The sequence below is a fragment of the Pseudarthrobacter scleromae genome (genome assembly GCF_014644515.1).
Taxonomy (GTDB): Bacteria; Actinomycetota; Actinomycetes; order Actinomycetales; family Micrococcaceae; genus Arthrobacter; species Arthrobacter scleromae.
Map to the genome: position 1 here is coordinate 90,929 of NZ_BMKV01000003.1, position 23,337 is coordinate 114,265.

22 protein-coding genes and 1 pseudogene are annotated in these 23,337 nt (G+C 62.7%); 12 read left to right on the plus strand and 11 right to left on the minus strand.

Features of this window, described 5'->3' with window-relative positions; translation table 11 throughout:
* Window positions 1-21 precede the first annotated feature (21 nt).
* Window positions 22-2,364, plus strand: coding sequence for a 5-methyltetrahydropteroyltriglutamate--homocysteine S-methyltransferase (gene metE / locus IEX33_RS08525; RefSeq protein ID WP_188729368.1), 2,343 nt, complete (start codon window positions 22-24; stop codon window positions 2,362-2,364).
* A 78-nt stretch (window positions 2,365-2,442) separates the two neighbouring features.
* On the opposite strand, the gene IEX33_RS08530 is transcribed toward metE, so the two are convergent.
* Both IEX33_RS08530 and IEX33_RS08535 read right to left on the minus strand, forming a co-directional pair.
* Window positions 2,443-2,949 (minus strand): DUF2004 domain-containing protein, encoded by a 507-nt coding sequence (locus tag IEX33_RS08530; protein ID WP_104186131.1) that lies wholly within the window; start codon window positions 2,947-2,949, stop codon window positions 2,443-2,445.
* A 45-nt stretch (window positions 2,950-2,994) separates the two neighbouring features.
* Window positions 2,995-3,912 carry a LysR family transcriptional regulator gene (locus IEX33_RS08535; protein WP_188729369.1) on the minus strand — a complete coding sequence of 306 codons (918 nt, stop codon included), beginning with the start codon at window positions 3,910-3,912 and terminating at the stop codon, window positions 2,995-2,997.
* A 119-nt stretch (window positions 3,913-4,031) separates the two neighbouring features.
* Here IEX33_RS08535 and IEX33_RS08540 point away from each other — a divergent pair, with 119 nt between their 5' ends.
* From IEX33_RS08540 to nrdF, 7 genes are all read left to right on the plus strand, one after another.
* Window positions 4,032-5,432: an NAD(P)/FAD-dependent oxidoreductase gene (locus tag IEX33_RS08540; protein WP_188729371.1), complete on the plus strand. Its 1,401-nt coding sequence runs from the start codon at window positions 4,032-4,034 to the stop codon at window positions 5,430-5,432.
* The gene (locus IEX33_RS08545) at window positions 5,429-6,160 is read left to right on the plus strand and encodes a DUF1365 domain-containing protein (RefSeq protein WP_188729373.1); all 732 of its coding nucleotides are present in this window, start codon (window positions 5,429-5,431) and stop codon (window positions 6,158-6,160) included. The genes IEX33_RS08540 and IEX33_RS08545 overlap by 4 nt, the downstream gene beginning before the upstream one ends.
* Window positions 6,157-7,542, plus strand: a complete 1,386-nt coding sequence (locus tag IEX33_RS08550; RefSeq protein ID WP_188729375.1) for a class I SAM-dependent methyltransferase — start codon at window positions 6,157-6,159, stop codon at window positions 7,540-7,542. Before IEX33_RS08545 ends, IEX33_RS08550 begins: the two co-directional genes overlap by 4 nt.
* Window positions 7,543-7,911: 369 nt before the next feature.
* The gene (gene nrdH / locus IEX33_RS08555; RefSeq protein ID WP_066276552.1) at window positions 7,912-8,157 is read left to right on the plus strand and encodes a glutaredoxin-like protein NrdH; all 246 of its coding nucleotides are present in this window, start codon (window positions 7,912-7,914) and stop codon (window positions 8,155-8,157) included.
* A gap of 46 nt (window positions 8,158-8,203) precedes the next feature.
* Entirely contained in the window at window positions 8,204-8,698 is a 495-nt protein-coding gene (gene nrdI / locus IEX33_RS08560; protein ID WP_229675294.1) for a class Ib ribonucleoside-diphosphate reductase assembly flavoprotein NrdI, read from the plus strand.
* A gap of 20 nt (window positions 8,699-8,718) precedes the next feature.
* Window positions 8,719-10,839 carry a class 1b ribonucleoside-diphosphate reductase subunit alpha gene (nrdE, locus tag IEX33_RS08565; RefSeq protein ID WP_188729377.1) on the plus strand — a complete coding sequence of 707 codons (2,121 nt, stop codon included), beginning with the start codon at window positions 8,719-8,721 and terminating at the stop codon, window positions 10,837-10,839.
* Window positions 10,840-10,929: 90 nt separating this feature from the next.
* On the plus strand, window positions 10,930-11,904 hold the full coding sequence (nrdF, locus tag IEX33_RS08570; RefSeq protein WP_056079660.1) for a class 1b ribonucleoside-diphosphate reductase subunit beta: 975 nt from the start codon (window positions 10,930-10,932) through the stop codon (window positions 11,902-11,904).
* A gap of 671 nt (window positions 11,905-12,575) precedes the next feature.
* On the opposite strand, the gene IEX33_RS08575 is transcribed toward nrdF, so the two are convergent.
* On the minus strand, window positions 12,576-13,148 hold the full coding sequence (locus IEX33_RS08575; protein ID WP_188729379.1) for a hypothetical protein: 573 nt from the start codon (window positions 13,146-13,148) through the stop codon (window positions 12,576-12,578).
* A gap of 220 nt (window positions 13,149-13,368) precedes the next feature.
* Between IEX33_RS08575 and IEX33_RS08580 the strand changes: the two genes are divergently transcribed.
* Window positions 13,369-15,141, plus strand: a complete 1,773-nt coding sequence (locus IEX33_RS08580; protein ID WP_188729381.1) for a DUF4209 domain-containing protein — start codon at window positions 13,369-13,371, stop codon at window positions 15,139-15,141.
* A 38-nt stretch (window positions 15,142-15,179) separates the two neighbouring features.
* On the opposite strand, the gene IEX33_RS08585 is transcribed toward IEX33_RS08580, so the two are convergent.
* Window positions 15,180-15,422 (minus strand): hypothetical protein, encoded by a 243-nt coding sequence (locus IEX33_RS08585; RefSeq protein ID WP_188729383.1) that lies wholly within the window; start codon window positions 15,420-15,422, stop codon window positions 15,180-15,182.
* 128 nt (window positions 15,423-15,550) lie between these two features.
* Between IEX33_RS08585 and IEX33_RS19525 the strand changes: the two are divergent.
* Window positions 15,551-16,378 (plus strand): annotated as a pseudogene (locus IEX33_RS19525) (zinc-ribbon domain-containing protein); the annotation flags it as partial.
* Between the two features lie 45 nt (window positions 16,379-16,423).
* On the plus strand, window positions 16,424-16,765 hold the full coding sequence (locus IEX33_RS19330) for a hypothetical protein (protein ID WP_229675295.1): 342 nt from the start codon (window positions 16,424-16,426) through the stop codon (window positions 16,763-16,765).
* A gap of 495 nt (window positions 16,766-17,260) precedes the next feature.
* On the opposite strand, the gene IEX33_RS08595 is transcribed toward IEX33_RS19330, so the two are convergent.
* From IEX33_RS08595 to IEX33_RS08615, 5 genes are all read right to left on the minus strand, one after another.
* Window positions 17,261-18,067: a DUF5677 domain-containing protein gene (locus IEX33_RS08595; protein WP_188729387.1), complete on the minus strand. Its 807-nt coding sequence runs from the start codon at window positions 18,065-18,067 to the stop codon at window positions 17,261-17,263.
* A 325-nt stretch (window positions 18,068-18,392) separates the two neighbouring features.
* On the minus strand, window positions 18,393-19,160 hold the full coding sequence (locus IEX33_RS08600; protein ID WP_188729389.1) for an SCO1664 family protein: 768 nt from the start codon (window positions 19,158-19,160) through the stop codon (window positions 18,393-18,395).
* Complete coding sequence (locus IEX33_RS08605; protein ID WP_188729391.1) at window positions 19,160-19,714, minus strand: DUF3090 domain-containing protein; 555 nt, start codon at window positions 19,712-19,714, stop codon at window positions 19,160-19,162. The genes IEX33_RS08600 and IEX33_RS08605 overlap by 1 nt, the downstream gene beginning before the upstream one ends.
* 24 nt (window positions 19,715-19,738) lie before the next feature.
* Window positions 19,739-20,431, minus strand: coding sequence for a histidine phosphatase family protein (locus IEX33_RS08610; protein WP_188729393.1), 693 nt, complete (start codon window positions 20,429-20,431; stop codon window positions 19,739-19,741).
* A gap of 78 nt (window positions 20,432-20,509) precedes the next feature.
* On the minus strand, window positions 20,510-21,034 hold the full coding sequence (locus IEX33_RS08615; RefSeq protein WP_188729395.1) for a hypothetical protein: 525 nt from the start codon (window positions 21,032-21,034) through the stop codon (window positions 20,510-20,512).
* A gap of 286 nt (window positions 21,035-21,320) precedes the next feature.
* Here IEX33_RS08615 and IEX33_RS08620 point away from each other — a divergent pair, with 286 nt between their 5' ends.
* A complete protein-coding gene (locus IEX33_RS08620; RefSeq protein ID WP_229675296.1) occupies window positions 21,321-21,482 on the plus strand; it encodes a hypothetical protein in 162 nt (53 codons plus the stop codon).
* 11 nt (window positions 21,483-21,493) lie between these two features.
* On the opposite strand, the gene IEX33_RS08625 is transcribed toward IEX33_RS08620, so the two are convergent.
* Together IEX33_RS08625 and IEX33_RS08630 are read right to left on the minus strand one after the other, a co-directional pair.
* Entirely contained in the window at window positions 21,494-21,961 is a 468-nt protein-coding gene (locus IEX33_RS08625; RefSeq protein ID WP_229675297.1) for a hypothetical protein, read from the minus strand.
* A 141-nt stretch (window positions 21,962-22,102) separates the two neighbouring features.
* The gene (locus tag IEX33_RS08630) at window positions 22,103-23,308 is read right to left on the minus strand and encodes a cytochrome P450 (protein WP_229675298.1); all 1,206 of its coding nucleotides are present in this window, start codon (window positions 23,306-23,308) and stop codon (window positions 22,103-22,105) included.
* Between the last annotated feature and the right edge of the window lie 29 nt (window positions 23,309-23,337).

Consider the following 23,337-nt stretch of genomic DNA (forward strand, 5'->3'; position numbering starts at 1 on the left):
ACCCAACTCTTAGGATTTCCCATGTCTAAAATCACCACGCCCAACCACACTCCGTTCCCGGCTGCATCCCTCCTGGGCTACCCGCGCATCGGCCGCCGCCGCGAGCTCAAGAAGGCCGTCGAAGCCTACTGGGCAGGAAAGATCGACGCCGCCGCTCTGGACTCCGCCGCCAAGGACATCCAGCTGGCCATCGCCAAGCGCCTGCAGGAACGCGGCCTCACCGAACCGGCCGCAGTGCCGGGCACCTTCTCCTACTACGACCAGGTCCTGGACACCACCGCCCACCTCGGCGCTGTCCCCGCCCGTTTCGGCAAGCTCCTCAATGACAAGGGCCAGCTGGACATTGACGGCTACTTCACCCTGGCCCGCGGCACCAGGGACCAGCAGCCGCTCGAAATGACCAAGTGGTTCGACACCAACTACCACTACCTGGTCCCGGAGATCGGCCCGGAGACCGAGTTCACCCTCGCCTCCACCGCCAAGGTTGACGAGTTCGCGTTCGCACTGGCCAACGGCGTCGAGACCCGCCCGTACATCGTGGGCCCCGTCACCTACCTGCTCCTGTCCAAGGCGTCGGACGGCGCCCCCGCCGGGTTCGCGCCGCTGTCCCGCCTCGAGGACATCCTGCCCGTCTACGTCCAGCTCGTGGAGAAGCTCTCCGCCGCGGGTGCCAGCTGGGTCCAGCTCGACGAGCCCGCCCTGGTGGTGGACCAGGACACCCCGGCCGGCGAGGTCGAGGCCGCCGTGGCCCGCGCCTACGAGGTCCTCTCCTCGGCGGCCAACCGCCCGCAGATCCTCGTCTCAACACCGTACGGATCGCTGGACGGCCAGCTCGGCACCCTCGCCGCCACCAACATCGACGCCCTCCACATCGATGTCTTCAAGGGCACTGTTCCCTCCGCCGCGGCACTCGCAGGCCTGGGCAACAAGACCCTGGTTGCCGGCGTCGTGGACGGCCACAACATCTGGCGCAACGACCTCGCCGCATCGGCCGCCAAGCTGGACGCACTGAAGGCGGCAGCCGGCAAGGTTGCCGTCTCCACCTCCACCTCCACCCAGCACGTCCCGCACGATGTTGCCGAGGAAACCCAGCTCTCCGAGCAGCTCCGCAGCTGGCTGGCGTTCTCGGACCAGAAGGCCGTCGAGGTGAAGACCCTCGCGTCCTACCTGGCCGATCCCGCCTCCGCCCGGGCGGCCATCGATGAGGCAACGGCCGTCATCGCCTCCCGGGCCACCGCGGAAGGCGTGCGCCGCTCCGACGTCCGTGCACGCACCGAGGCGCTGACCGCAGCCGACTTCACCCGCTCAGCCTACGAAGTCCGCGAAGCCGCCCAGGAAGAAGCGCTGCACCTGCCGCCGCTGCCCACCACCACCATCGGCTCCTTCCCCCAGACCTCCGAGATCAGGTCGGCGCGCGCCCGCAACAACAAGGGCGACCTCACCGACGGGCAGTACGAAAAGCTCATGAAGGACGAGATCAAGCGGGTTGTCCAGCTGCAGGAAGAGCTTGGCTACGACGTCCTGGTGCACGGCGAGCCCGAGCGCAACGACATGGTCCAGTACTTCGCCGAGAACCTGGAGGGCTTCGACGTCACCGTCCACGGCTGGGTCCAGTCCTACGGATCCCGCTGCACCCGTCCGTCCATCCTGTGGGGCGACGTCACCCGCAGTGCGCCCATCACGGTTGAGTGGGCCAAGTACGCGCAGTCCCTGACCAGCAAGCCGATGAAGGGCATGCTCACGGGTCCGGTCACCATCCTGGCCTGGTCCTTCGTCCGCGACGACCAGCCCCTGGGCGAGACCGCCAACCAGGTGGGCCTGGCCCTGCGGGACGAAATCGCAGACCTCGAAGCTGCCGGCATCAAGGTCATCCAGGTGGACGAGCCTGCACTGCGCGAACTCCTTCCGCTGCGCAAGGCTGACCACGCCGGCTACCTGAAGTGGTCCGTGGACTCCTTCCGCCTGGCCACCGCCGGTGCTGCCGACGCCACCCAGATCCACACCCACCTCTGCTACTCCGAGTTCGGCGTGATCATCGACGCGATCGACGGACTGGATGCGGACGTCACGTCCATCGAGGCCGCCAGGTCCCGCATGGAGGTTGTCCACGACCTCGAGTCCCACGGCTTCGGCCGCGGCGTTGGCCCGGGCGTCTACGACATCCACTCACCGCGTGTTCCGGGTGAGGCGGAGGTGACCGAACTGCTGGCCACCGCCGTCAAGCACGTACCCTCCCGCCAGCTGTGGGTGAACCCGGACTGCGGCCTGAAGACCCGCGGCTACGCCGAGACCGAGGATTCCCTGCGGAACCTGGTCAAGGCAACCCAGGCGGTCCGCGCCAACCTGCTGGAAGCGGCCAAATAGACAACACCAATAAATACGACGGCGGTCGGTAACCTGGGAATCTCAGGTGACCGGCCGCCGTCGTTCCTTAAGCAGAGTTCAGGACTCCCAGACGATCTCGTCGTCCACCACGCCGTCCTCGTCGGCTGATGCCACCAGGACCTCATCGGTGAAGTGCTCGCCCAGGGTGAAGTCCAGGACGAAGTAGCGCTCGGGCTGGCCGGGATAGATGCCCACGTGGCCCAGCTTCAGGGCTTTGAGGAAAACTTCGTTGGTGAGCTGGCTGCGGTCGGTCACGCCGAAGACTTTTTGCAGGTGTTCGTCCTTGAGGGCGTTGCAGTGGAAGTGCAGGTATTCCTGGGGGCTGGTGCCTTCCTGCTCCAGCTCCTCGGCGATCATGTCCCGGACCTCGTCCACGAGTTCGGGCAGGAACCGCAGGCGGTAGTCCACCTTCCGGAGGGCGGCTTCATCGAAGTGGTCGTGCGCCGTGATGTTGAGGTCGAGTTCCAGCGGATGCCCGCGAAGCTCGTGCTTCGCGGCCACTAAGTGATCCTTGCCGTGGTTGAGTTCGATCTCTCCAAAGTGCCGGCTCGCTACCTTGCTCATAGTTTCAACATAGACCTGAACAGCGGAGCATTCCAGCATTCAGGCCTAATTCACGGCCGTGCGCATTCCGGCAAGCGTCTCGGCCAGGAGGTCCACGAAGAGCTGGACCCGCGCAGTTTTCCTGTCATTGATGATGAGTGCAAAGACGTTCCTGGCCAGCCGGATCTCCGGAACGTCCAGCACCACAACACCGGCCGGCTTGTTCCGCAGCGCGAGTTCCGGAACCAGGGCCGCGCCCAGTCCTGCGGCCGCCATCTCCAGGCTGGCGTGGAAGTCGTCGCTGTGGGCCACCACGCGCGGGTGCAGGTTGCAGCCGGCGAAGAGCCGCTCAATCACCATGGCGTCGCTGGTTCCCGGATGGTGCATGATCCACGGCATTTCGGAGAGGTGGTCGGCGGCAACCTTTGCGTCACTGCGGAAGCCCCAGCCGGCGGGCAGCACCACCCGGAAGTCGTCGTCGCCGATCCATTGCCGGTTGATGGTGTTGGGCCATGCGAAACCGGTCTGCCCCACCTGGAAAACCACGGCGAGGTCCAGTTCGCCGCCGGTTCGCAGCCCCTGGATGGTCTGCCCGGGTTCAGCGACGGACACTTTAAGGTCTATTCCCAGGTTCTTCCACGCCGGGTTCTTCAGGATCCGCGGCAGCACGTAGGTGGCCAGGCTGGGAAAGATCCCCAGCCGCAGTTCCTGGTTGGCCGAGTCCTGGGTCTTGGAGGCGGCAGCCATCAGCGCCTCGATGTCCGTGAGTACCTTGGCGGCGTGCCGGGTCATGACGATGGCGGCTTCCGTAGGCACCACGCTGCGTGCCGAGCGCTGGAACAGGACGACGCCGGTGTCCCGTTCCAGGGCGGACATCTGTTGGGAGACGGCTGATGCCGTGTAGCCCAACGTGGCGGCCGCGGCCGCAAAGGAGCCGAGCCGGGTGACCTCCAGGAGGGTCTTCAGGTGTACCGGGTTTACCACCTGCCCACAGTACTCCGCCGTCCCGCCCCGAAGAAGTTCAGCGCGCGGCACCCATCCGTTGCCGCGGCGGTGCCGAATTGCCCTCTAACATTGGCAAATGTCCAGCAGAGGAGCATGCATTGTCACCTGACCCAGCAGTAACCGGAGGCGGGCGACGGCGGGTGGCCGTCATCGGCAGCGGCGTGGCCGGCCTGACCGCAGCCTACGTCCTCAACAGGCAGGACGACGTCACGCTGTTCGAAGCGGATTCCCGGCTGGGAGGGCACGCGCACACGCACGACATGCCGCAGGCGGACGGCTCCACCATCGGCGTGGATACCGGCTTCATTGTCCACAACACGCGGACCTATCCCACGCTGCTGCGGCTCTTTGCGGAACTCGGGGTGGAGACGCAGGACTCCGAGATGAGCATGTCCATCCGGTGTGACGGCTGCGGGCTGGAATATGCAGGCGCCCGCGAGGGCGGACGCGGAATCATCGCCCGGCCCTCAAGCCTGCTGCGTGGCCGCTACCTGTTGATGCTGCTGGAAGTGACCCGCTTCTACCGCAAGGCGCGGGCGCTGCTGCAGACGGCACCGGTTTCCCCGGCCACCCCGGATCTCGAGGTTCCCGAACCCACCCTCGGCGAGTTCCTGGAACGCGAGAAGTTCAGCCCCTACTTTGTTTCGCACTTCATGACCCCGGTGGTCAGTGCCGTGTGGTCCTGCGACCCCACCACCGCGCTGGCCTACCCGGCACGGTACCTTTTCACCTTCCTGGGCCATCACGGCCTGCTGGGCGTCAAGGGCTCCCCGCAGTGGCGTACCGTCACCGGCGGTTCCGCCAGGTACGTCGAAAAACTGGCCGCCACGCTGACGGACGTCCGGCTCAACACGCCCGTGACCGCCATCCGGCGCCATCCCGACGGCGTGAAGATCACCACTGCACACGGGCCGGAAGACTTCGACGCCGTCGTCATCGCCACCCACCCGGCCCAGGCACTGGGGTTCCTCGCCGACGCCACCCCGGCAGAGAAGGAGGCACTGGGCGGCATGCCGTACTCGGTCAACCACACAGTCTTCCACCAGGACCCGGCCGTCCTGCCCTCCGCGGACAACGCCAGGGCGTCCTGGAACTACCGCCTGCCCTCCTGCGAAGCCCGGCCGGACAAAGTCCTTGTCAGCTACGACCTCACCCGCCTGCAGCGGCTCAGCCCGGCGGACAGCAAGCCGTACCTCGTGAGCCTGGGGGAATCGGAGCTGATCGCGGAGGACCGGGTCCTGGAGCGGATGGTGTACGAGCACCCGCAGTACACGCCCGAATCGCTGCGGGCCCAGCAGGCGATCGCCGGGCTCAGTGACAACAGGATCGCGTACGCCGGCGCCTACCTGGGCTGGGGATTCCACGAGGACGGCGCACTCTCCGGGGTGCGGGCGGCCGCGGCGCTGGGCCGCTCCTGGCTGGCCGCCCAGGCTGCTGACCGGGCTGATTCCCGGGACGGCGGGGAACGGGAGCTGCTTTCCGCGGCTGAGCCGGCATGACCATTGAGGCAGCGATCTACCGCACAGCCATTTCGCATGTGCGCCGCACGCCGCTGAAGAACGCGTTCACGTACCGCAGCTACTCCTGGTTCGTGGACGTGGACCACCTGCCCCGCCTTCCGTTCATGCTCCGGCCGCTCGCCGTTTTCCGGTCCGGTGACCACCTGGGGGACCCCGGGTCCAGCATCCGGAGCAACGTGGAGCGGTTCCTGCGCACCCAGGGCATGGAGCCCGACGGCGGCGCGATCCACATGCTGACCAGCGCCAGGGTTTTCGGCTATGTTTTCAACCCCCTCACGCTGTTCTGGTGCTACCGGACCAGCGGCGAACTTGAGTGCGTGGTGGCCGAAGTCCACAACACCTACGGGGAGCGCCACTGCTACCTGCTGCAGACGGACGCGGCGGGGCGTGCTTCGGTGCCGAAGGCGTTCTACGTTTCACCGTTCAACGATGTGGACGGGCAGTACCGCATGAAGCTGCCCGCACCGGGGGAGAATCTGGGGGTGTCCATCGTGCTGGAGCGCGAGGGCCACCGGCCTTTCGTGGCCTCGATGGACGGCACGCGCCGGCCCGCCACGGTCCGGAACATCCTGGCGGCGGCCGTTGCCGTGCCCGCCGCGCCACTTCTGGTTTCCGCACTCATCAGGGTGCAGGGCATTACACTCTGGGCAAGACGCCTGCCGGTCGTCGCCCGACCACACCACCCCTCACAGGAGGCAGTTCAATGACAATGACGGACGACAACCAGGCAACTGCATCCGCCGAAGGCAAGGCGCAGCGCAGGACTCTTGAGGATGCTCCCACGCCCTACCCTTCAGCCTGGACCGCAACGGGGGTGCCGGCCTCGCCTGCCACCATCGATCCGGACCTGTGGCCGGAAGTTGCGCAGCCGCCGTCGGGCGCCAAAGCCGCGGTGGCCGGCAAGGCCGCCGGCCTCCTCTTCAAGGGGGCGGTCAAGCGGCTGCCCCTCCGCGTGGACTACCCCAACGGCACCGTGCTGGGCACGGGCGGCCCGGACGCGCCGGTGATGACCATGGTGCGGCCGGAGGCGTTTGAAGCCCGGATCGGCGACAACGGACTGATCGGACTGGGCGAGTCCTTCATGGCGGGGGACTGGGAAGCCAGCGACCTCGCAGGAGTCCTGGAGGTCTTTGCTGCGTCGGTGGACACGCTCATTCCCACGCCGCTGCAGAAGCTGCGTGCGCTGTACCTGCCGCGCACGCCCCGGCAGGAACGGAACGCCGAGCAGAACACGCGCAGCAACATCTCGCGGCACTACGACCTGTCCAACGAGCTGTTCTCCAGCTTCCTCGACTCCACCATGAGCTACTCGTCGGCCCTGTTTCCCCTGACCTCGGGCCCGCTGGCTTCCGTCGGCTGGGAAGCGCTGGCGGAAGCGCAGCAGGCGAAGATCGACAGGCTGCTGGACAAGGCCGGCGTCGGGGCCGGTACCAGGCTCCTGGAAATCGGCACCGGCTGGGGTGAGCTGGCACTGCGGGCAGCGGCCCGCGGCGCCACCGTCTACAGCGTCACCCTGTCCAGTGAACAGCAGGCCCTCGCGCAGGAACGCATTGCGGCTGCCGGCTACGCGGACAAGGTCACCGTGGCCCTGCAGGACTACCGGGCCGTTGAGGGCGAATACGACGCCGTGGTCTCGGTGGAGATGATCGAGGCTGTTGGCTACGAGTACTGGCCCATCTACTTCCAGACCATCGACCGGGTGCTGGCACCCGGCGGGAAGGTGGCCATCCAGGCGATCACCATGCCGCATGGCCGCATGCTCGCCACCCGGAACGCCTACACCTGGGTCCACAAGTACATTTTCCCCGGCGGCTTCCTTCCCTCTGTCCGCGCCATCGAGGGCGTCACCCAGCAGCACACCACCCTGCGGGTGCGTGAACGGATGGGCATGGGGGACCACTACGCCGCCACCCTGCGGCTGTGGGAGGAACGGTTCCTTTCGCGCTCGCAGGAGGTAGCGGAGCTGGGCTTCGATTCGGTATTCCAGCGGATGTGGCTGTTCTACCTGTGCTACTCGCGGGCAGGCTTCCAGTCCGGCTACCTGGACGTGCAGCAGGTTGTCCTGGACCGCCGGGAGGCGCAGCTCTAGCCGCTGCGGCCGGGCGGCTGCCGCCGCCGTGCGTTTCGTCACCATGAGGGGTTCCGAAGGTCACGTCGGGGCCCCTTTTTGGTGTCCCGTGCGGCTGGCCGGGGCTGCGCGACACGCCGCCGTTTCCCCGACACGCTGGGCGAAAATTGTGGCTAAGTACTCCACAGGGTGTGGACGCCGTCCCCAAAAACAGCGGGATTCCGGACATTTTGGGGCCCCCTGCCTGTGGATTAAAAGTGCATTAAATGACATACTTGTAATACATCATCTTGGGGTTCCAAAGAGGCGTCTGCACTAGATGTAGTATCTAGGTACAGCTTGGGCGGGGACACCGGACCAGCAAGTTTTCCAGAAAAGGGGACAGGAACCATGACCGTAACGGTTTACACAAAGCCTGCTTGTGTTCAGTGCAACGCCACCTACCGGGCGCTCGACAAAAAGGGCATCACCTACCAGAGCGTTGACATCTCCCAGGACGCCGAGGCCCTTGAGCGCCTGAAGTCACTGGGCTACATGCAGGCCCCCGTTGTGGTCACGGACCAGGACCACTGGTCAGGTTTCCGCCCGGACAAGATCGAGGAACTGGCTCTCTCCGCCGTTTCCTCTGTGGCATAAGGAGCCTTTCCCTGCCGGCAATCAACAACCAGCCGAGGTGACTTCAATGGCAGCACCAGCAGTCCAGGATTTCCACGCGGCTCAGCGTGTGGATTCTTCCGGGCCGGTCCCGCCGGTAGTCACCGGCAGCCGGCTCATCTACTTTTCCTCGGCATCCGAGAACACCAGCCGCTTTGTCTCGAAGCTTGGCCGTGAGGTGGCCCGGATCCCGCTCTTAGCCAAGGACGCCCCCCTCCTCGCCACCCGGCCGTTCGTCCTGGTGGTGCCCACCTATGGAGGCACCGGGGGAGAGGGTTCTGTTCCCAAGCAGGTCATCCGGTTCCTGAACAACCCGCAGAACAGGGAACTCCTGCGCGGAGTTATTGGGGCCGGCAACACCAACTTCGGGGACAACTACTGCATGGCGGGGGACATCATCGCCGCCAAGTGCGGAGTACCGCACCTCTACCGCTTCGAATTAATGGGCACGCCAGAAGACGTGGCCCGCGTAAACAATGGATTGGACACGTTTTGGACACGACTGTCGCAGACACAGAAGTAACCAGGGCCAAGAAGCCCGAGATGCCCGCAGCGTACAAGGGCCTGGGCTACCACGAGCTCAACGCGATGCTGAACCTGTACGGCCCCAACGGCGAGATCCAGTTCGAGGCCGACCGTGAGGCTGCGCACCAGTACTTCCTGCAGCACGTCAACAACAACACCGTGTTCTTCCATGACCTGGAAGAGAAGCTCGAGTACCTGGTCAAGAACGACTACTACGAGCGTGAAACCCTGGACCAGTACACGATGAACTTCATCCGTGAGCTGTTCAACCGCGCATACAAGAAGAAGTTCCGTTTCGAAACCTTCCTGGGCGCGTTCAAGTTCTACACGTCCTACACGCTGAAGACGTTCGACGGCAAGCGTTTCCTGGAGCGCTACGAGGACCGCGTCTGCATGGTTGCCCTGCACCTGGCCCGCGGCAACGAGCAGCTTGCCCTGCAGATGGTGGATGAGATCATCGAGGGCCGCTTCCAGCCGGCCACACCCACCTTCCTGAACGCCGGCAAGAAGCAGCGCGGCGAGCTGGTCTCCTGCTTCCTGCTCCGCATCGAAGACAACATGGAGTCGATCGGCCGCTCCATCAACTCCGCCCTGCAGCTGTCCAAGCGCGGCGGCGGCGTGGCCTTCGCGCTGACCAACATCCGCGAGGTGGGCGCACCCATCAAGCAGATCGAGAACCAGTCCTCCGGCGTCATCCCCGTGATGAAGCTCCTCGAAGACAGCTTCTCCTACGCCAACCAGCTCGGTGCCCGCCAGGGTGCGGGAGCTGTGTACCTGCACGCCCACCACCCGGACATCTACCGGTTCCTGGACACCAAGCGCGAGAACGCGGACGAGAAGATCCGCATCAAGACCCTCTCGCTCGGCGTCGTCATCCCGGACATCACGTTCGAGCTGGCCAAGAGGGACGAGGACATGTACCTGTTCTCCCCGTACGACGTCGAACGCGTCTACGGCATGCCGTTCTCCGACGTCTCGGTCACCGAGAAGTACTACGAGATGGTGGACGACTCCCGGATCAAGAAGACCAAGATCAAGGCGCGCGAGTTCTTCCAGACCCTCGCCGAGATCCAGTTCGAATCCGGCTATCCGTACATCATGTTCGAGGACACCGTGAACCGGGCCAACCCGATCGACGGCAAGATCATCATGTCCAACCTGTGCTCCGAGATCCTCCAGGTCTCCCAGCCCACCACGTACAACGATGACCTGTCCTACGCGGACACCGGCAAGGACATCTCCTGCAACCTGGGCTCGCTGAACATCGCGAAGACCATGGACAGCCCGGACTTCGGCCTGACCATCGAGACTGCCATCCGGTCCCTCTCGGCGGTGTCCGACATGTCCAACATCACCTCGGTGCCGTCCATCGCCAAGGGCAACGACCAGAGCCACGCCATCGGCCTGGGCCAGATGAACCTCCACGGCTACCTGGCCCGTGAGCGGGTGCACTACGGTTCCGACGAGGGCCTGGATTTCACCAACATCTACTTCTACTCGGTGGTGTACCACGCCGTCCGCGCGTCCAACCTGCTGGCCATCGAGACCGGCCAGACCTTCGGCGGCTTCGAGAAGTCCAAGTACGCCTCCGGCGAGTTCTTCGACAAGTACACGGAGCAGGAATGGGTGCCGCAGACCGAGAAGGTTGCGGAGCTGTTCAAGAACGTGCACATCCCCACGCAGGCTGACTGGCTGGCGCTGAAGGCCTCGGTCATGGAGCACGGCATCTACAACCAGAACCTGCAGGCTGTTCCGCCCACCGGCTCGATCTCCTACATCAACAACTCCACCTCCTCGATCCACCCGGTGGCGTCCAAGATCGAGATCCGCAAGGAAGGCAAGCTGGGCCGCGTGTACTACCCGGCGCCGTACCTCACCAACGACAACCTGGAGTACTACCAGGACGCGTACGAGATCGGCTACGAGAAGGTCATCGACACCTACGCCGCTGCAACGCAGCACGTGGACCAGGGCCTGTCCCTGACGCTGTTCTTCAAGGACACCGCCACCACGCGCGACATCAACAAGGCCCAGATCTACGCCTGGAAAAAGGGCATCAAGACCATCTACTACATCCGTCTCCGCCAGCTCGCGCTGGAAGGGACCGAGGTTGAGGGCTGCGTCAGCTGCATGCTGTAGCTTCAACCAACGCGACAGTACGACGGCGGGCGCCCGCCCGCCGTCGTACGCTTTAACTTAGTGAAACCCACCCAACGCTTAGGGGATGACATGACCGAGAAGGTCAAGCTGCTTAGCCACGTCGAGGCCATCAACTGGAACCGCATCCAGGACGACAAGGACGTGGACGTCTGGAACCGCCTGGTCAACAACTTCTGGCTGCCGGAGAAGGTGCCGCTGTCCAACGACGTCCAGTCGTGGAACACGCTGACGCCGGCAGAGCAGCAGCTCACCATGCGCGTGTTCACCGGCCTCACCCTGCTGGACACCATCCAGGGCACAGTCGGCGCTGTCTCCCTGATTCCGGATGCGCTGACCCCGCACGAGGAAGCCGTCTACACGAACATCGCGTTCATGGAGTCGGTTCACGCCAAGAGCTATTCCTCGATCTTCTCCACGCTGGCCTCCACCAAGGAGATCGACGAGGCGTTCCGCTGGTCCACAGAGAACGAAAACCTTCAGAAGAAGGCCCAGATCGTGATGGACTACTACCAGGGTGACGACCCCCTGAAGCGGAAGGTGGCCTCCACGCTGCTGGAGAGCTTCCTGTTCTACTCGGGCTTCTACCTGCCCATGTACTGGTCCTCACGCGCCAAGCTGACGAACACGGCCGACCTGATCCGCCTGATCATCCGCGATGAGGCAGTGCACGGCTACTACATTGGCTACAAGTTCCAGAAGGGCCTGGAGAGGGTTTCCGAGGAGAAGCGCCAGGAAATCAAGGACTACACGTTCGAGCTGCTGTTCGAGCTGTACGAGAACGAGGTCCAGTACACGCACGACCTCTACGACGGCGTGGGCCTGGCCGAAGACGTCAAGAAGTTCCTGCACTACAACGCCAACAAGGCCCTGATGAACCTGGGCTACGAGGCCATGTTCCCGGCGTCCGTCACTGACGTGAACCCGGCCATTCTCTCCGCCCTGTCCCCGAACGCTGACGAGAACCACGACTTCTTCTCCGGGTCCGGTTCGTCCTACGTGATCGGCAAGGCCGTCAACACCGAGGATGAGGACTGGGACTTCTAAGTCCGCCTTTCATCATCACCAAAGGCTGCTGTCCCCAACGGCCCCGCACGTCCAGTGCGGGGCCGTGAGATTCCAAGCTAGTCGACCCTTGTTCCGTTCAAGTTGATCCTATTCCGCGCTACTTGAACCTCTGTTCCGACTTAGTTGACGAGTTGGAGGAAGCCTTCCAAGTAGCTACCGCCTGAGCGGGCCCTGCACGGTGAATCGTGCAGGGCCCCCTTTGTAAGCTTCTAGGATCCGGTCAGGGGAGTGTCGTAGTCGCATTCACTTTTCTGTCCTTGCTCCTGATGGTGCCGCTTGTCTTCGTCGCCATCACCGTGCTGGTGTCCAGAACGGCTGCAGATTAACAATTCTCCGTCAAAATTATCCGGAGATTAACAATTGTTAATCTAAGACAGATGACGCCGATCTTTTGGTGAAGAATCAGGACGGCACAACGCGGGCCGATGTAGAGACGTGGACCTGCCCGAGTTCCTTGCGGGCCCATTAGTTTTGTAACTGATGGACATCGGTGCTAGCCGCCGCGTCGCAGGAACCTCGAAAGCCTTGAACAGGGCTCCCGAGCCACGGCCCTCGACCAGATGCGCGGCGAAGGTCCTGCCACATGAGTCACGTCGGCCGCCGACGTTCCAATACTGCGGGGTTTATCGCTCGCGAGTCTGGCGCCTCGGCTATGACCCCGTTTCGTCCGTGTGCCGGATGACAGCCTTGGCCACAGGCTTGAGCGGACGCCAGTTCACGCCGGTACCTCGCCAGTAGCGGTCGCACTCGGCTTCGATCTCGGACTTGAGCTCGTCAAGATGGGCGTAGAACGCTTGCTCAGCTTGGCTGAGACCCTTGCCCTTCATCTGCTCCCTCAAGTCATCGAGCCTCTTCTGGATTTGCCGCAGCGCGATGCCGGAGGCCGCACTGAACCCGCGCGCGAACTTTGCGTCACCGTGGTCGCTCATCGTCCCTTGAACTGAGTCGCGAACGGCATCCATGACGAACTGGCCTGCTTCCCGGATCCGCCCTGGACGCGCCTCCGTACACACGAACCCGATCCGGGTCAGTACGCGTTGCGCCTCCAGGGTTGTGAACGTTGTGCGGTCCCATCCAGTGACGTGCCCGAGGACCTGCTTGGGCGGGAACATCTGCCCGTTGACCTCGACCATGTGCTTCTGAATCAGCTCAGGATCCTCACCCATCATGCGGACCTCCACCTCCTGCTTCGTGAGGTCGAAGTCCCGGCCACCTACCTTCATCTGCACCCCTTTCGTCTATTTACTATAACTTACTATAAGTCTACAGTAAGTTATGTTGTCCCATTGGTCAAGCATAAAAGCGCCCCTATGCTGGCCTATTGGAAGCGAAGGCAGTCCAATACCTAGCCTCCACATGAGTCTGTTGCAACGAGTACAGTCAGGAGGCGGCACACTCCTGCCGCGAGGAGGACCACTCCCAAAGTGGTCGAGAAGAGGAAATGTGTCATACGAGTTCAATCCAGCCGATGTTCCGGTCGTGTCAGATCTACTCGAAAAGGTCGCGACCCCGTCTGATGAAATCTTGAAGATCTGGGAGCATCTGAGTTCTAATGAAGAATATAAGCTTCTGGATGAGAGTCTCCGGGCAGAAATAGACTTCGTTTTCTCATATGAACTGCAAGAGGACTTCGGAACTGGCGGCGACGTGAATCTCGTCCAGTCTGCGCTTTCTGTCACGGTCACGCGCCCTATGTCGGAGACTCCGGCAGGCGCCTGGTTCCTTTGGGCTGAAGTGCACGATATGCTGCGCCCCTCGACCATCCGGGCCCAGGTTGCCGACATTCTCCTGACGGCGCGCGTAAGGCCTAAGCCCGACCACGCATCGGCGACTGTCGCATCTTATCTAGCGGCAGCAGAACTTGAGAGAGTTACCCCTCAGCAGGTAGCACTGTCCCTCGCAAGAGCCAATACCATTGCTCGATCACGCAGAATGACTGAAGAACGAGCAGTTCGCCAGGCCATGTACATAAAAAGCGAGGTTTTTACGAGCAGGCCGGAGACAAGCGGGCCCGCACTCACTCTCTTGGCTGCGCTTTCTGCCGAACCGCGCGGCGGCGAGAGCATGTCCAGGGAAGAGCGGGAGGGGATTCGCAGTCGTCTTTTCACTATCGGAGGAGCGTCGACCTTTTTTACTGATGAAATCGCCAAGTCACTTACGCGACTTGCGGATGACCCCGCTGAACTGGAATCAGCGCGCCGCTGGCACACAGAACAGTACATAGCCCGTGCCCGGGCCGACGACCATGGCATGGTAAAGATGCATCACGCGCAAACCGCAGCAAGTTTGGCAGGCGACTATGGCTTGTCCGACCTCAGAGATGAAGCGGTGCGCATCATGCAGTCCGTGGACCGCGACTCCATGGGCTGGGAATCGGTTTACCACGAAGTGAAAGTGTCCAAAAACGCGTTTCGCGCATATCTTCGCAAGTACGGTCGCGCGCGTGACTGGAGTCATGCCCTCATGACGTTCCTAGCCAGTCCTTCACCGTCCGGAGACCATGAAGCAAACAAGCGAAGGGCCCAAAAGGCGGCGGCGGGATCGATAAGATCACTCATCACGCGGACGGTCTACGGGACACATGGCCTTCCAGAGCGCACCAACGACGACTTCATGGAAGAAGAAATCACACGGATCGAAACAACGACTCTCAGTACAACGGCGGAGCTTCTTGCGCTTGAACTGGAACATATCCGCCAGCGTTTCCCAATGGCACGGGCTGATGAAATTACTATCTGGATGGTGGAAACGCTCTCGGCAGATCGATCGCTTGCACACTTCTTCTCTGAGTCGCTCTCCCTTCACTGGGCGGAGAACTATTCAGATTCGGCAAGGCTCTCAGTTCCGCTGATCGAAAGTGCCGCGCGAGGGCTGCTCCGTACACTCGACGAGCCGCTCTACCGGACCCAGCGCGGTGACTCTCCAGGGCGTTTCCCCGCGATGGATTTCTACGTTGACGCCCTGGCTAAGCGAGATCTCGACCCCGACTGGGTTCGAGCACTTCGAATGACGTTGTTGACGCCAGGGATGAACCTTCGCAATCTGGCTGCTCACGGCTTCATGATGGAATTTTCTGAGCAACAATCTGCCTTGTTGCTTCGCCTCGCGGGGCTCTTTTGTGCCATGCCTAACAATTTTGATCAGCAGAGTCTAGAAGCCCTGCCCACGATGACAAGGAGGCGGCTTCGGCGACGCCTGGGATGGGTCTGGTCATGACCTGCCCGCGTGACTTCCCAGTTTGCAGTCTGGTTCAGCTAAGACCGGCGCACGTAATCGGGTCCCTCACTGGACAGCCCCAGCAGCCTCAAGCCTTTGCCTTCGGCGCGGAAGTCGACGAGCTGGGCCAGGCGTTGGTGCCATTTGGCATCCTCGGCTGCCGGGGCCGCCCAGACCGGGGGGAGTCGCTTGCCCTGCATTGGGCGGTAGCTGCCGTCGGGTGCCACGACCAGGGCTAGTCCGTGGCCTGCGTCTGCGTAGAGCAGCCCGCCTGTTCGCACGTCAAGCCGTGTCCTGAAGGGCGTCGAAATGGCGTCACCAGCATCGGCGGGTCTATTGCGATTCCTTGGCCGTTCACGGGTACGATCTGGGGTGGACTGCACTCACCGGCGAAGGGAATGGACTCACGATGACTTCGCCTGTAGTGAGAACGGATCAGGATCGGCGTAAGAGGCCCCCGTTCCGTGACACCAACCCTGAGCTACTTCGGCGGTGGGACCACGAAAAAAATGATCCAACGTTACTCAACACGTTGACGGAAAAGGCTCGCAAAGAGTGTTTCTGGATTTGCCCTGATGGCCACAGCTACGAGTACGCCGTCTACGGTGCCTTGGAGAACTGGGCGTGTAAACATTGCAACGAGGACCGAGACCACCGTCACCGTGCGCTCGGGCAACAACGCATTGTAGAGATCCCGCAACTCACAGCCGCCTGGCGGGACGAGGAGCCGATGGGTGATCTTACGCTCGGAGATTATCGCCCTAGGCGCTTTGAATGCCCCGCGGGTCATTTCCCGAGGGTGAGTCCCAGTACATTTCAACAATCGGGATGCCCGATTTGCCGTGCCCAGGCAACGAAAAAGAGCTTCGTTGCGGATCACACCGAGCTGGCACCTCAATGGCATCCAACGAAAAACAAGCTCTTGTCATCAAAGGTGGTTATCGCCTCCACTCGGAGTGTTTGGTGGCAATCCGGCTGCTGCGGACATGAGTGGGAGCAGTCACCAAAGACCCGGCTGAAGTACGAGCAGTTCCTTTGTCCGAAGTGTGAGACAATACTCGACAGCCTCGGCCTTCGTGACCCTGACCTAGCCGAAGAATGGCATCCAGACAACACGATCACACCGTGGCATGTGAAGCCCTTTTCGCCAACGCTGGTGACATGGCAATGTAGGAAAGACTCGGGGCATACTTGGCGGGCCAAGGTTGCTGCCCGCTCTTCCGGATCGGGTTGCCAGGTATGTTCCACAGCGGGTACCTCGTCAGTCGAACAAGAACACCTATTGGCGGCCGTGACGATTTTCGGGGCCGCTGCTCCCGGTATTGTCGATTCGACAGGCGGCACAAAGCGTTGGAGAACCGACATTCAAGTTGTCGTCGGGCCCACGATGGGACTCAGCATCGAATACGACGGGGAGCACTGGCACGCCAAACGACGTGAGGTGGACACGCGCAAGACTCTTGATCTTTTGGATGCAGGCTACTTTGTCGCCCGCATCAGAGAGAACCATCTGCCTTTCCTTGAGATTCAACACGAGCGGCTGCTGCAGGTTCGCTCCTTCCTGTATAAGACAGCCCCGCTGGACACAATTAGGGGCATAAAGGATTGGCTGTCCGCGTTCTGACTAAAGCTTTGGAGGGAGTGCGTTGGCTCCCTGATAGGGCTACTACAGGGCAACAACTGGGGTGCCGGTATCCCGTTTCCCTCCTCGAGTATCACCAAGGTATCCAGCCATATTCTTTAGTATGCGAATGCTGCCCAGCCAAGTCCTACTCGACATTGCCGCATCTCCATATAATTGTGAATTGGTTGCTGCTCTAGAGCACGCATCGCATGGGGAAGTGGACTTCCAAGCGGCTTCCCGCTGGGACCGGCTTGTTTCTGCCCATTCCTTCTACTTGTCAACGCAGCAGTGCGACCGGGCCAACGATGCGCGGGAGCGTGTGGAGCTGGCCCGCGAAAAATAGGGGAGTGCCATCGCCCGGGTCGGGTACGACAAAATCCAGCCGAATTGGGAGATGGACGACACAGATTTCTTACCGGAGCCGGAACTGGCTGACACTTCGGTGGAGGCCGGCTAGCAAGGGGTACGGCATCGACTACATTGGCCCGCTCGAGCCTACGTGGCATCCTTCTGTAAATGTCTTGCTTTGAGTCTCCGAATGATGTCGTCCAGTAGAGGCTCTATGCGGTCCGTAGCTCCGACGATCTTCGCGTATGCATGAAGCCCTGCTATTAAAGCAAGCGTTGCCTTCATATGCACGGCTGTCGAGAACCGAGGCTCCCATTCGAACTGGATTCTTGCGGTGGCCCCGTCCGTTACGGTGTAGTAAGGCTGGGCGCTGGCCAGTGAAGGGTGGCTGTCTTGGGTGTCGATGAGCCAGCCCATATAGAGCGGACCTCGCTCCTCGGGATTTAGATCAACAATTTTGCGAAGGTGGCCGAGATGGCCGAGAGATCTATCCGCGGCTCCGGCTTCCAGTATGTGTCGCTCCATGGCATCGGCAAGCTCCTTTTCGAATGACCAGACGTCCGATTGGGCGTCGAGGATCTTCATGAGGCCCTGCTCCTTCGTCAGGAGCGCAACATCGATGAAGGCCGTTCCCGAATCCGCTGCCCAAAGCAATCTGATGGCATGCTCGATGGCGCTTCGAGTCAGCGGTGGGGTTTCGGCACCGAAACCCAAGTTCTCCAAATGGATGGCAGCCTGCCCTGAACGAGTGATTCGCGCAAGCCAGCCCCATGCCACGGCAGGAGCATGGACGTCCTTGGTCTTCTGGATATTCCACTCACCGGGAGGCACATTCGGTGGCAGCGGCAATCCATGTACGAGGGCGATCAGCTCGTCATATATCTCGGTCGCGCGCCGAGGCACTGTGGCATGGCGATTCTGTTGGCGCTGCCTCTTGCTCCTGCTTTCGCTCATGGCTCAAGTGTCTCAAAGGCAGCGTGGCGGACGCTGAGCTTCTGATCCATCGGCAAGCCTTTCGGTGATCGGCGGGCCAGATCCCCTTGGGGAATGGAACTTATTGGCCAGGTGCAGCTACATCCCCGTGAATTCGGTCCGGACGCTGGTCGACCGTCTTTGAGAAGAAGGGCCAACTATCTTGGAACAGCGGCCTAATTGCCTGATCGAAAACTTCCCACAAACAGTGGGTTTAACTTGACGGAATGGTCCAGCTAGATCGGAATCTCACACGGGGCCGTTGGGCTTTTCGCCAGGCAGCCGTTCCGGGCGGGCACCCCAAGCCTCAGAACAGCGGCCAGGGCACCGCCGACATCTGACCGCGTGGAGCGGGAAACCGGCCCGCCGCACGCAACCGGGCGCAGCGCGCGGCTAGCGAGGAAATTTCCTCGGCGCTGAGCAGGTCAGCCAGGTTCCGGCCCAGCTCACCGTCCAGTCCTTCGCTGACGCGGTCGATACCCTCAAGCTCCTCGGCGGTCAGGGCGTCCCCCAGCCACCCCCACAGCACCGTGCGCAGCTTGTGGTCACGGTGGAAGGTAAGCCCGTGGTCCACGCCGTGCCGGTGTCCGTCCGTCATGGCAAGGATGTGGTCGCCTTTGCGGTCGGCGTTGTTGACGACGACGTCGAACACCGCCATGCGCCTGAGCGCCGGGGAGTCCTCGTGGATGAGGGCGACCATCCGACCGGTCTCATCCTGGCCCTCGAGGACGTGTTTCCAACCGATCTCAGGTACGTCGTCCGACGCAACTAGGTCCACTGCGTTCTGGTCGGGGTCTGCCTCCTGCCACAGCTGCACCATCCCTTCGCCCAACGGACCATCGCGCAGCCAGGTGCGGGGCACCACGTTCCATCCGAGGACCTCCGAGACCAGATAAGCGGCAACCTCCCTGTGGGCAAGGACCCCGTCGGGAAAATCCCACAGCGGTTTCTCCCCGGCAATCGGCTTATAGACAACCGCCGTGTCGCCGATGCTGCCCAGGAAGGTGGCGTTCGACGCCGTCGTGATGCGCCCCGTGAGCGTCAGCTCGGCCGTCACCATGTCGGGCGCAGGCATCAGGCCTCGGGCAGGGTGCAGACGTGACCGTCCGCGTCTACGGGGTAACCACACAGCGGGCACGCCGGACGCCCGGCGCCCACAACCTCCCGCGTGCGCTTGGCGAAGGCGCGGGCGGTGCCGACCGGCATCCGCACCAGCAGCATTTCGGGCACGTCGGCGTCGTCCTCATCAAGCCGTTCGTCGCCGTTATCAGCGTCGACATCGGAGATGGGGTAGGCCTCGATCACGACCTGGGCCGTTGTCGGGTCCCAACCTAAGCTCATGGCGCCGGTCCGGAACTGCTCCTGAACGGCCTCGAGCTGGTCATTGTCAACCAATTCAATGGGAGTACTGGTGGGGACGCTGTGAGGGTTCCCGTCAATGGTGAGAAGCTGGTCGAGGATTTCGTCGATCTTCTCCGCGAGCAGGGCCGACTGCTGCTTCTCCATGGCGATACTGACCGTCTGATTCCCTGCCCGCACCTGCAGGTAGAACGTCCGTGCCCCCGGAGGGCCAATGGTGCCGACGACTACCCGATCAGGCCAGTCGAACTCATGAACACGTGTAGGCATAAGAGCATTTTAGGCACAGGCGCCTCAAGGCGCCTGGTGCCCTGCACCGCCGCCCACCGGCGCGTCGGTGGAGTGGACACCATTCGACAGCCAGGACAGATCCCCGGCCTCGGTGTTGGTCGCGTAAACGCTTGGGCTTGTGGCGCTGTAACGCACGATCGATACGGAGGCCGGACCCACGCTAATTCGCTGGAACAGGTCCAGGTGCATGCCCAGTGCGTCGGCAATGATGGATTTGATGACGTCACCGTGGCTCACCGCCACCCAGACGGCTCCTGGCCCGTACTCGGCTTCGAAGGCGGCATCGTGGCGGCGAATGGCGGCCACCGCCCGGGCCTGCATCCCGGCCATGGATTCACCGCCGGGAAAGACGACGGCGGACGGCTGGGATTGCACGGCCGACCACAGATCTTCGGTTGCGAGGTCACTGAGCTTGCGGCCCTGCCACTGGCCGTAATCGCATTCGGTAAGGTCGGGTTCCACCGGCGCGTACGGAGTGCCGGCCTGGCGGTCGAGGATGAGCTGGGCGGTCTGCTGGCAACGCTCGAGAGGGCTAGATACCACCCCGACGACCGGCACCGCCGCGAGCCGTTCTCCGGTCAAAGCCGCCTGCTCGCGCCCGGTCTGGTCCAGGCTGACACCGGCGGCCCGCCCGGCCAGCAGTCCAGTGGCATTGGCTGTGGTGCGTCCGTGCCGCACGAGGATAACTGTTGCCATCCACCCAGCCTATCCACCCGCTCGGTGGCAGCGCCCACCCAGGCTCGTGAAATCTGCCGGCCACAGGTCACAGACCACTCACGGTGATCGTTCACCCACCAAGAAGACCACCGGGGGAGTAGTGACCGGGCCGGGGCAAGGATTGAAGGGGTCTTCCCTGGTCCACTCCAGATCGTTCACCTGCTCGGCAAGCACCGAGCCGTCCGTAGCGAGGGCGCGCAGGGTGATGTAACTGGGTACCGGGCCAGGGATGAAGGTGAACCGCCAGGTGTCCTCGCCCTGCCTGCTGCCGATGTAGCGGGTGTCGGGGTAGGCGGGCGGCGGGACACTTGGGCCGGGTGCGGGGGAGAATCCTCCACCGGGAAGCTGTATCCAGTGGTCGGTGACTGCGAGGGAAGCGGCTGGGTCTGCAGTGGGTTCTGGCGCCGAGCACCCCTCGTCCGTGCATAGCTGGACGTCGTCGACAGCTTCCGCACCGCCTTGAACGGTCACTTCGAGGGTGCTGACGTAGCCAATGGCGGGACACGCCGTACTGCAGCCCGCAGCCGGCAGCGTGACCGCGATCAGCGCGGCAACGCCCAGGATCCCCCAACCCGTTTTCATGGATGCAGTCTATGGCTGGAAGGTGTTGTCCGGTCACATTCGAAAAACAAGCGTTCCCGGTGCAGCGTCCCACCAATACGGATACTGTGGCTTCACCACGTGTATGCGTGACCTGGGAGCAGCGGGCAGGGTTGTAATGAGCTGGCAGAACCGCCCGCGACCCAAGGAATTTCATGAACGTGTTCACCTCCCAGCCAACAGGCGTCCTCCAGTGGTAGCCGGAACCTCCCACTCGAGGCTGCGCCGGAAGAGGACCCGGCATCCGCGGTTCACTGTAGGGGAGAGGGTGAGCTTCCTGGACGCCGGCCTGTCCGGCACGGGCGTCGTGGATGCCATGACGGGCGACCACTCCATTGTCTGGATCTGGGCCGACGGCGGTCTTGGCCGCCGGATGTTCTTCCAGGGCTGCGGCAGTATCATCTCGTCCCTTGAGGACCAGCCGGGGTGAGCAGTGGGACGTTATCGTCCGCCTTCTGCTGCGGCAAGGGGGCCTGTCACGCGGACCCCGCCAACTGCCCCCGTCCACGGAGTATCACCGGGCCCGGGAAGGTCCAGGTGCGCGAAAATGTAGCCCTGCTCGAGTTCAATGACTTTCGAAGTGGACCCGGCACAATCCAGCGCCAGCTCCAGAGGCTGAAAGGGCGCACCCGGATGCTCCTGGCCAACGGAAACCTTGGCGCCTGATGCACCAACACAGGCTGCGGTGACGGTGTACTGTCCGGCCGCCGGCACCTTCTCCATTGCTCCAAAGCCCCTGACCGGGCCATCCAATGGCCCCTCCTCAAAAAGAATGGCGGGTCCCGGCACTGCCTTGAGGAGCCGGTCCAGCTCACCATAGTTCTTGACCTCCCGCTCCAGTACCAGCGGGTCAACGTACACCGGCGGGGACACGGCCGACGCATCCGGGGCAGAGGTTGGCTTGTTCAATGGATCAGTGCCACTTGCTGGCGGATACTCCGGCTCAGGGTAGTCATAAGAGCACCCCATCAGGGTCATTAACGAGCACGCGGCAAGCGCAACCACCTGCCGCCTGTCCCTCGCCGCCATAGTCGCACCAAGTCTTGCCGGTCAGGCCGGCTGCCAACTCACCAGGAGTGCCTTCACCCCATAGACAATGGTGCTGTCCATTCGTTCCAGGTGAACGCCCTGTTCCAGGGAAAGCCCGGGCAAACGGGCCAGCAGGGCCTCCAACACGATCCGGGCTTCTAGCCGGGCCAGCGGCGCGCCGAGGCAGAAGTGAATGCCGTGGCCGAATGCCAAATGCCGGTTGTGGCCGCGATCAACATCGAACTCGGCAGGCCGCTGGAACTGCCTCTCGTCGCGGTTGGCGGAGCCGATCCACGCCACGATCGGTGCTCCGGCTGGAATCACTTCGTCTCCCAGGGTGGTCTCCGCCACCGTCAACCGGTACATGGACTGCACCGGCGACCGAAAGCGCAGCACTTCCTCGATGGTTTGGGGAATCAGGGCTGGTTCCCTGAGCAGGCGCTCCATGGTTCCGGGGTTCTCAGCCAGGCACAAAACGGCGTTGCCGATCAGATTTGTGGTGGTTTCATTGCCTGCGACAAGCAGCAAGGCGCAAAAACCGAGCAGTTCGGGCACTGTCAGCTTTTGGCCGTCAATCTCCGCTGCCAGCAGGGTGCTGATCAGGTCCTGGCCCGGGCGGCTCCTGCGTTCGTCGATCAGGGCCAGGAAGTACTCCGTCATCTCCATGTTCGCTGCGGTGTGATCCTCACTGGCCGAACCAGCCCGAGTTTGGCTGACAATCACATCCGACCACCGTTTGAAGCGCTCACGGTCCTGCGCGGGGATTCCCATGAGTTCAGAGATCACTATGACAGGCAACGGGTACGCCAACGCCTTGATCAGGTCCGCGCTGCCGCGGTCCGCGATGCCCTCCAGCAGCTCGTCCGTGAGCCCGGCGATGCGGGGAGCCAGCGCATCCACGGCCTTGGGAGTGAACGCCTGGGTAACCAGGGAGCGCAGCTGCCGGTGCCTTGGAGGATCTGTGGCGATCAGGCTCAAGGAAAACAGTTGGCCGGTCCCCGATGCATCATCACCTCCCATGTGCGACGAGAAGGTGGCATATTCGGACAAAGCCCGCTGAACGTCGTCGTACCGGAAGACGTGCCAACTGCCAGACTGTTCGTCGTAATAGACGGGGGCAGTTTCCCGCATGCGTTCGTAGTAGGGGAAAGGGTTGAGCTGATATTCAGGGGACGCACTGAAATCCATGGCTGGCCTCTCTGCTCGCCTGGGACTCTTCGGCTCCACGGACGCCGTGCCCTCAGCCAGTTGGAGCG

What these genes read in the sequence shown, in the direction of transcription:
- nrdH (WP_066276552.1), top strand. Translation starts at nt 7,912, where the DNA reads ATGACCGTAACGGTTTACACAAAGCCTGCTTGTGTTCAGTGCAACGCC.
- IEX33_RS08530 (WP_104186131.1), bottom strand. Translation starts at nt 2,949, where the DNA reads ATGAGCAAGGTAGCGAGCCGGCACTTTGGAGAGATCGAACTCAACCAC.
- IEX33_RS08605 (WP_188729391.1), bottom strand. Translation starts at nt 19,714, where the DNA reads ATGCCTACACGTGTTCATGAGTTCGACTGGCCTGATCGGGTAGTCGTC.
- IEX33_RS08615 (WP_188729395.1), bottom strand. Translation starts at nt 21,034, where the DNA reads ATGAAAACGGGTTGGGGGATCCTGGGCGTTGCCGCGCTGATCGCGGTC.
- metE (WP_188729368.1), top strand. Translation starts at nt 22, where the DNA reads ATGTCTAAAATCACCACGCCCAACCACACTCCGTTCCCGGCTGCATCC.
- nrdI (WP_229675294.1), top strand. Translation starts at nt 8,204, where the DNA reads ATGGCAGCACCAGCAGTCCAGGATTTCCACGCGGCTCAGCGTGTGGAT.
- nrdF (WP_056079660.1), top strand. Translation starts at nt 10,930, where the DNA reads ATGACCGAGAAGGTCAAGCTGCTTAGCCACGTCGAGGCCATCAACTGG.
- IEX33_RS08545 (WP_188729373.1), top strand. Translation starts at nt 5,429, where the DNA reads ATGACCATTGAGGCAGCGATCTACCGCACAGCCATTTCGCATGTGCGC.
- IEX33_RS08610 (WP_188729393.1), bottom strand. Translation starts at nt 20,431, where the DNA reads ATGGCAACAGTTATCCTCGTGCGGCACGGACGCACCACAGCCAATGCC.
- IEX33_RS08575 (WP_188729379.1), bottom strand. Translation starts at nt 13,148, where the DNA reads ATGAAGGTAGGTGGCCGGGACTTCGACCTCACGAAGCAGGAGGTGGAG.
- IEX33_RS08600 (WP_188729389.1), bottom strand. Translation starts at nt 19,160, where the DNA reads ATGCCTGCGCCCGACATGGTGACGGCCGAGCTGACGCTCACGGGGCGC.
- nrdE (WP_188729377.1), top strand. Translation starts at nt 8,719, where the DNA reads ATGCCCGCAGCGTACAAGGGCCTGGGCTACCACGAGCTCAACGCGATG.
- IEX33_RS08595 (WP_188729387.1), bottom strand. Translation starts at nt 18,067, where the DNA reads ATGAGCGAAAGCAGGAGCAAGAGGCAGCGCCAACAGAATCGCCATGCC.
- IEX33_RS08550 (WP_188729375.1), top strand. Translation starts at nt 6,157, where the DNA reads ATGACAATGACGGACGACAACCAGGCAACTGCATCCGCCGAAGGCAAG.